Source organism: Kitasatospora sp. NPDC059327 (genome assembly GCF_042752535.1).
Classification (GTDB): domain Bacteria; phylum Actinomycetota; class Actinomycetes; order Streptomycetales; family Streptomycetaceae; genus Kitasatospora.
The window spans coordinates 21,819-28,515 of record NZ_JBHYYB010000063.1; the positions used below are offsets into that span (position 1 = coordinate 21,819).

The following is a 6,697-nucleotide window of genomic DNA, read 5'->3' on the forward strand; positions in this document are numbered from 1 at the left end:
GCCCCGGGGCGTTCCCGGGGCCCCGGCGCCGCGGGTCAGCGCGCCGTCACCGGGTCGGCGCCCAGCCACCAGGCGGGGTGGGCGGTGCCGTCGGTGGTCCGGCCGTCGTCGTGCACGTAGTACCGGGCGTCCCGGCCGGGCTCGGCCAGCTCGCCGGCCAGCGCGCGCTCCAGCCACTCCGCGCCGAAGCGGAAGACCTCGGCCGCGACGCCGCCCAAGGGGTGGAACTCGCCCTCGTAGACCCGCATCTCCTTGGGGGCGACGATCAGCTCGTAGCCGGCCAGCGCCTGCTCCAGCCGGGTCAGCTCGTCGAACTCGCCGATGCCCACCAGGGTCGGGCAGGTGATCCCGGTGACCAGGTCGCCGAGCGGCAGCCGGTCGGCCAGTTCGCGGTCGAAGGCCTGCTCGTCGGTGTAGCCGCTCATGTACATGAAGTTGTGCTTGAAGCTGGGCTGGGCCCGCTCGAAGATGGTGTGGAAGTCGCCGGTGACGGCTTCGAAGGCGGCCAGCGCGGCGAGCCGCGGGTCGGTGGCGGCGGCGCGCATGCCCCAGTACCCGCTCATGCTGATGCCGAACATGCCGATCCGCGCCGGGTCGACCTCGGGAAGGCCGGCCAGGTAGTCGACGCAGCGGCTCACCGCCCGCTCGTAGTTGGTGAGGTCGAGGATCAGCCCGTTCGCCCGGGACTCGCCCTGCCCGGGTCCCTCGATGGAGAGCGCCACGATGCCCCGGGAGGTGTAGTACCGCTCGGCGGCGAAGAGGTAGTCCTCCTTGATCATGTCCATCCCCGGGCCGAGGATCACCGCGGAGGCCCGCTCGACCCGCCCGGGCGGCAGGTGGAGCAGCGCGTAGACGTGCCGGCCCTCGAACTCCAGCTCCACCCGGCGCACGCGGTGGCCGCGCAGCTCGCCGAGCCGGGCCACGCAGTGGTCGGCGCGCTCCCGGAAGGCGGTCTTGCGCGGGTCGGTGGCGTCGAGGAACGAGTACTGGGCGCGGCCCCACATCACGGCGGCCCGCTGGTAGAGGTCGGCGGCGGTGCGGCCGAAGCCCTCGCGCTCGTGGTGGGCGGCCCGCAGTTCGGCCTGCCCGGCGACGGCGGCCCAGGCCTTGGGCAGCATGGCGCCGCTGCGGACCAGTGCGAAGACCTTGTCGAAGTCGGTGTGGTCGTGGCCCAGCTGTTCCATCGTGCCCTTGGCCTGCGGGTGCAGGGCGTCGAAGCCGCCCTGGGCGAGGGCGGTGTCCAGGGCCCAGCTCTGTCCGGTCGATCGGACGGTCATGGCGTGCTCGCTTTCGGCAGAAGATCGGCGTTGCTTGTAAGTACTTAAGTATTAAGTACTTATGCTTGACCCGACTGTCAACCCCGGCCCCCGAGGGGAGAGGATCACCCCATGACCGAATCGCATCCGGCCCGGTCGGACCGGGCCCGGCCCGAGGCGGAGCCGGCCGAACGCGCCGCCGCGCTCGACGCGCTGGCCCGCGCCGCGTACAGCCTCAGCGCCGCCGACGCCCGCCTGCGCGGGCGCGCCACCCGCTCGCCGGGCGCGCTCTCGCTCACCCACGCGCGGGCCCTGCGCGTCCTGGCCGAGGAGGGGCCGATCCCGGTCAGCCGGCTCGCGGCCGGGACGGAGACCACCGCCGCCGCGGCGACACAGCTGGTCAACGGCCTGGTCGAAGCGGGCTACGTCACCCGCGAGCGGCCGGCCCACGATCGCCGCGCCGTCCTCGTCGGGCTCACCGCGGCCGGCCGCGAACGGCACCTCCAGCGCCAGCGGGCGTTGCACGCCGATCTGGACCACCTGGTGGCCGGGCTCGACGACGCCACCGTGGCGGCGGCGGCCGGGGTGCTGCGCGGACTCGCCGGGATCTACGACGGGCTCTGACGGCCTGGTCCGCGTCCGGGGCGTCCGGGGCGTCGCCGCCGGGTGCCGCGACGGCGGCCGGGACGGTCGGCGCCCGCCGCCGCCAGGGGCTCGGCCATAGGTTGGATCTATGAGGTCATAGCCCCGGACCCCCTACACCGGTGCACACTGCCCGGGTTTGCTTCAACCATCCGTCTGCCGCTCGCCAGCCCGGAGGAACACCACATGCCCCGCCCGATCCGCATCGCGATCGTCGGAGCCGGCCCCGCCGGCATCTACGCCGCAGACGCCCTGCTCAAGTCCGACGCCGCCCTGGAGCCGGGGGTCTCGATCGACCTGTTCGAGCGGATGCCCGCGCCGTTCGGGCTGATCCGCTACGGCGTCGCCCCCGACCACCCCCGGATCAAGGGCATCGTCACCGCGCTGCACCAGGTCCTGGAGAAGCCCGGGATACGCCTGTTCGGCAACGTCGACTACCCGGGGGACCTCACCCTGGACGACCTGCACCGGTTCTACGACGCCACGGTCTTCGCCACCGGCGCGACGGCCGACCGGCCCCTCGACATCCCCGGCGTCGGTCTGGACGGCTCCTACGGCGCCGCCGACTTCGTCTCCTGGTACGACGGGCACCCCGACGTGCCGCGGACCTGGCCGCTGGAGGCCGAGAAGGTCGCCGTCCTCGGCGCGGGCAACGTGGCGCTGGACGTGGCCCGCATCCTCGCCAAGACCGCCGACGAGCTGCTCCCCACCGAGATCCCGCCGAACGTCCACGCCGGTCTGCGGGCCAACCGGGCGCTGGAGGTGCACGTCTTCGGCCGGCGCGGCCCGGCCCAGGCCAAGTTCAGCCCGATGGAACTGCGTGAGCTCGATCACTCTCCGACCATCGAGGTCGTCGTCGACCCCGAGGACATCGAGTACGACGAGGGCTCGATCGCCGAGCGCCGGGGCAGCAAGCACGCCGACATGGTCGCCTCCACCATCGAGAACTGGGCGATCCGCGACGTCGGTGACCGGCCGCACCGGGTCCACCTGCACTTCTTCGAGTCCCCCGTCGAGGTGATCGGCGAGGACGGCCGGGTCAGCGGCCTGCGCACCGAGCGCACCGAACTCGACGGAACCGGCAACGTCCGGGGTACCGGCCGCTTCACCGACTGGGACGTCCAGGCCGTCTACCGGGCCATCGGCTACTACTCGGACGAGCTGCCGAAGGTGCCCTTCGACCCGATCAGCGGCACCGTGCCCAACGAGGCCGGCCGCGTCCTGGCCGCCGACGGCTCCCACCAGGCCGCCACCTACGTGACCGGCTGGATCAAGCGCGGTCCCGTCGGTCTGATCGGCCACACCAAGGGCGACGCCAACGAGACCGTCGCCTGCCTGCTGGCGGACCACACCGCCGGCCGCCTCCCCGGCGCCGTCGCGCCGGATCCCGACGCGGTGGTGGCCCACCTGAGCGACCGGGGCGTCCGGTTCACCACCTGGGAGGGCTGGAAGGAGCTCGACGCGCACGAGCGCGAACTGGGCACTCCCGAGGGGCGCGAGCGCGTCAAGGTCGTCGACCGCGAGGAGATGCTCCGCCGCAGCGGCGCCTGACAGCGCCGGGTCGCCCGGGCCCCGGTCAGCCCGTGCGGTAGGAGACCACGAAGTCGTCGAAGGCGTGCCGCCCGGGCCGGGCGGCCACCTCGTCGAGCGCGCGCCGGATGTCGTGCAGCTGGGCGACCGTCATCTGCAGGGGCGGCTCGTCGGGCTGGTACGTGTACCGGATCGGGTAGTCCACTCCCGGCTGGTCGGTCATCTCGATGTGGCAGCCGAGGACATGGGCGACCGGGTGCGTGGCGGCGAAGGCGATCAGCCGGTCGATCGTCGCGACGTAGGCGTCCCAGTCGTCGATGTAGAGCCGCCCCGGGTAGACGGTGTCGCCGGTGAGCAGGAATCCGGTGAACGGGTCGTAGTAGGTGACGGCGGCCTCGTGGTGACCGGGGCTGGTCAGGCAGGTCAGCACCCGTCCGCCGAGGTCCAGCCGGGCCGGCCGGTCGGGGTCCTCGCCCAGCCCGAGGAACGCCCGGACGGTGTCGGGCGCCGCGTCCACCACCACCGTGTCGGGCCGTCCGGCGAACTGCGCGTCCGCCGCGACGTGGTCGCCGTGGCCGTGGCTGTGCAGGACGAGCAGCTGGTAGCCGACGCGCGGATGGCGGGCGAGCCACCGCGCGACCAGCTCGTCGACGACGCGGCGGAGCGGGAAGTACGCGGGGGACGCGGTGGCGCCGGTGTCGAGCAGGACCGCGCGTTCGTCGCCGAAGAGCAGGAAGAGGAACGGGGCCTCGTAGTTGACGGCCATGTTCTGCCGGAGGATCACGGTGTGCTCGTCGTAGTGGTGGACCTGGAGCTCCGGGTCGGTGTTGTGCTTCGCCGACTCCGACCCGTGGATCCAGCGCACGTCGAGCGAGCGTGCCGCGTGCTGCGTGGCCCGGTCCGTGAAGTCGATCGGGTGCGGTGCGGAGGTCATCGGGTCTCCCGTCGGTGTCGTTCGCACCGGTCGGGACGCGACCCGCGCCCCCGTCCGGTGTCGGCTCGGCCGGGAGCCGCCGTCGCGAACCTATCAGGCGCCTTCGGCCGGGTCGGCCGGGGTCGGCGCGGTCCCGGACGGGATCGGTTCCGGGCGGTCGGGATACCCCCTCCGGTATATTTGCCGGGAGTGGCCCGTCGGGCCGTCGAGAGAGGAGAGCGTCGTGTGTCGACGTGTTGTCTGCCGGACCTGTGGCAAGCCCGGCTATGCCGGCTGCGGCATGCACGTGGAGCAGGTGCTGGCCGGCGTGCGCCCGTCCGACCGCTGTGACTGCGGGAAGGGCGCGGGCAAGGGCGGCGGCTGGCTGGGGCGCCTGTTCGGTCGCCGCTGAGCCGGGCCGGCGGTCCCGGGTCCCGGCTGCCCCGCGCTCCGGTGACCCCGTGCCCCGGCTGCCTCCCGCTCCCGAGGGGCGAAAGGGCGCCGGACCGGAGGGCCCCGGATGGGAGCGCCGAGTGCGTCTACGGGGTGATGCCGTCGAACCGGCGGACCCAGTACGGCGGCTCGTGGAGCACCCCGGGCCACTGCGAGACGATGAGCGCTCGTGGAGGTGGCGCCCGTGGGGGCGGCGCCGAGCAGGCCGGTGCCGAGGGCGAGGCCGGCGCCGGCCCTGAGCGCGGTGCGCCGGGTGGGTCGGGGGTGGTCGGGCTCCGGGGTGGTGGACATCGGCCGATTGTCCGAGGGGGCGTGGCGCGGGCCCGGAGCAACGCCGTCCGGGGGAGGGGCGGGAGAAGCCCGGGAGGGGCTCGGGCCGTCGGGCGTGAGCCGACGGCGCGGGCCCGACCGTGGGCGCGGCGCCGGTGAACGGGGCCCTGGCCGCGGGCGTCGTCGCGGCCCGGGCCGGGTAGGGGGAGCGCAGGGGGTGGGGAGCGTGCGGGGTGGGCCGGGGGCGGTACTCGTGGTTCCGGTGGTGGCGGCCTGCTGGCTGGCCCCTGCGGTGCTGAGTACCTGGGGGGTGTTCGCCCTGCGGGAGCACGGCCTGGGCGGGCCGGCGGCGGTGGGCTTCGGCGTCATCGTGCTGGGCGGGCTGGCGGGGGTGGTCCGGCTGTTCAGGAACGACGCGGACCAGACGGGGGCGGCCCTGTTCTGCCTGCTGGCGACGTGGATCATCCTGGTCGTCTCCGGATTCAACGTGCAGGACCAGCAGCTCCTGCACGAACGGGGCGTGGTCTCCGACGGCGAGGTGGTCCGGACGGTCGTCACCTCCGACCCGATGGCCGGGCAGGGATCGGCGGTGACCGCGGTCGACGTGCTGCTGGCCGACGGGACGACGGTCAGCGGCATCGGGACCAGGGGCGACCGCCCCGCGCTGGGTGACCGGCTCCAGGTGATCGTGGATCCGCGCGGTACGGTCGCCCCCCGGCTGGGCCCGCGCCCCGACGGGGCGGACCCCACGGTGCCCGTGCTTCTGCTGGTCGTCATGGCCGGATGCGCACTGGTCGCCGGCGCGGCGGTCGACGAGCTCTGACCGGACGGGCCGGCTCGCGCGAGGCCCGGGCCGTGGTGGCGCGGGCGGGCCGGCGGTCGCCGCGAGGGCGTCCGGATCAGACCCGGACGGGGCCGATCTCGGCGGAGCCGCCGGCGCACGGGGGAGCGGCGCGCTGGCACTCGGGACAGTCCGCGACCGGCACGTCGGCCGGTCCGTGCCGGGTGAGCAGCGACCACAGCACCCAACCGGTGACCCCGGTGCGGGTGACCGCGACCTTGCCCCAGCGGGTGCCGAGCGGTGAGGTCCAGCTGTCCAGGATCTCGACCCGGTCGCCGCAGTGGGTCAGGCCGAGGACGGTGTCGTTGACCGAGTGGTCGCGGCGGACGTTGGCGGCGCCGGCCGCGACCTCCCAGCCGGTGTGGCCGCTCTCGGGCGGCCGCGGCCCGGGGCGCGCGTCGGCCGGGTGGTCGCCGCCGGCGGCCACCGCCGGGAGGATCAGGATCGTCAGGGACAGGAGCGCCGAGGCGGCCCGTCCGATCAGGCGCACCGCAGCCTCGGCGGATCGGTCAGTGTGGGCATGTACGGCAGAACGATCCGGCCATGCGTCTGCGGACCGTTTTCGGCCGGGACCCACTCGGACGGCGGCTCTCCGCTCGGTCGATCGGGTGGTGCCCGGGGCCGGGAAGCTGACGGCGGGAAGCGCGCGGCCCGCGGTGCCCGCGTTCCTTGCCGTGCGCCGACCGGCCCCGGACCCCGCCTCGCCCCGGGGCCCGGGTCGGGGGGGGGGGGGGGTACCCATATAGTTGACAACTAGACCGATAGCGCCCCCTGGGGGGGGCGTATTAAAAA

Annotated in this window: 7 protein-coding genes; 4 read left to right on the forward strand and 3 right to left on the reverse strand. The window is 74.3% G+C overall.

Annotation, left to right across the window (positions count from 1 at the left end; translation table 11 throughout):
• Positions 1-35 precede the first annotated feature (35 nt).
• Positions 36-1,277, reverse strand: a complete 1,242-nt coding sequence (locus ACFXHB_RS30410; RefSeq protein ID WP_380577880.1) for an alpha/beta hydrolase — start codon at positions 1,275-1,277, stop codon at positions 36-38.
• 111 nt (positions 1,278-1,388) lie between these two features.
• On the opposite strand from ACFXHB_RS30410, the gene ACFXHB_RS30415 reads away from it, so the two are divergent.
• Together ACFXHB_RS30415 and ACFXHB_RS30420 are read left to right on the forward strand one after the other, a co-directional pair.
• A complete protein-coding gene (locus tag ACFXHB_RS30415; protein ID WP_380577881.1) occupies positions 1,389-1,880 on the forward strand; it encodes a MarR family winged helix-turn-helix transcriptional regulator in 492 nt (163 codons plus the stop codon).
• Positions 1,881-2,084: 204 nt separating this feature from the next.
• The gene (locus ACFXHB_RS30420; protein WP_380577882.1) at positions 2,085-3,449 is read left to right on the forward strand and encodes an FAD-dependent oxidoreductase; all 1,365 of its coding nucleotides are present in this window, start codon (positions 2,085-2,087) and stop codon (positions 3,447-3,449) included.
• 25 nt (positions 3,450-3,474) lie between these two features.
• On the opposite strand, the gene ACFXHB_RS30425 is transcribed toward ACFXHB_RS30420, so the two are convergent.
• Complete coding sequence (locus tag ACFXHB_RS30425) at positions 3,475-4,362, reverse strand: MBL fold metallo-hydrolase (RefSeq protein ID WP_380577883.1); 888 nt, start codon at positions 4,360-4,362, stop codon at positions 3,475-3,477.
• A 223-nt stretch (positions 4,363-4,585) separates the two neighbouring features.
• Between ACFXHB_RS30425 and ACFXHB_RS30430 the strand changes: the two genes are divergently transcribed.
• Complete coding sequence (locus tag ACFXHB_RS30430) at positions 4,586-4,753, forward strand: hypothetical protein (protein WP_380577884.1); 168 nt, start codon at positions 4,586-4,588, stop codon at positions 4,751-4,753.
• Between the two features lie 564 nt (positions 4,754-5,317).
• Positions 5,318-5,887, forward strand: a complete 570-nt coding sequence (locus tag ACFXHB_RS30435; protein ID WP_380577885.1) for a hypothetical protein — start codon at positions 5,318-5,320, stop codon at positions 5,885-5,887.
• 76 nt (positions 5,888-5,963) lie between these two features.
• On the opposite strand, the gene ACFXHB_RS30440 is transcribed toward ACFXHB_RS30435, so the two are convergent.
• The gene (locus ACFXHB_RS30440) at positions 5,964-6,395 is read right to left on the reverse strand and encodes a hypothetical protein (protein WP_380577886.1); all 432 of its coding nucleotides are present in this window, start codon (positions 6,393-6,395) and stop codon (positions 5,964-5,966) included.
• Between the last annotated feature and the right edge of the window lie 302 nt (positions 6,396-6,697).

Bases quoted from the DNA above. Each gene is read 5' to 3' on its own strand.
- ACFXHB_RS30410 (WP_380577880.1), bottom strand. From the start codon at position 1,277: ATGACCGTCCGATCGACCGGACAGAGCTGGGCCCTGGACACCGCCCTC.
- ACFXHB_RS30415 (WP_380577881.1), top strand. From the start codon at position 1,389: ATGACCGAATCGCATCCGGCCCGGTCGGACCGGGCCCGGCCCGAGGCG.
- ACFXHB_RS30420 (WP_380577882.1), top strand. From the start codon at position 2,085: ATGCCCCGCCCGATCCGCATCGCGATCGTCGGAGCCGGCCCCGCCGGC.
- ACFXHB_RS30425 (WP_380577883.1), bottom strand. From the start codon at position 4,362: ATGACCTCCGCACCGCACCCGATCGACTTCACGGACCGGGCCACGCAG.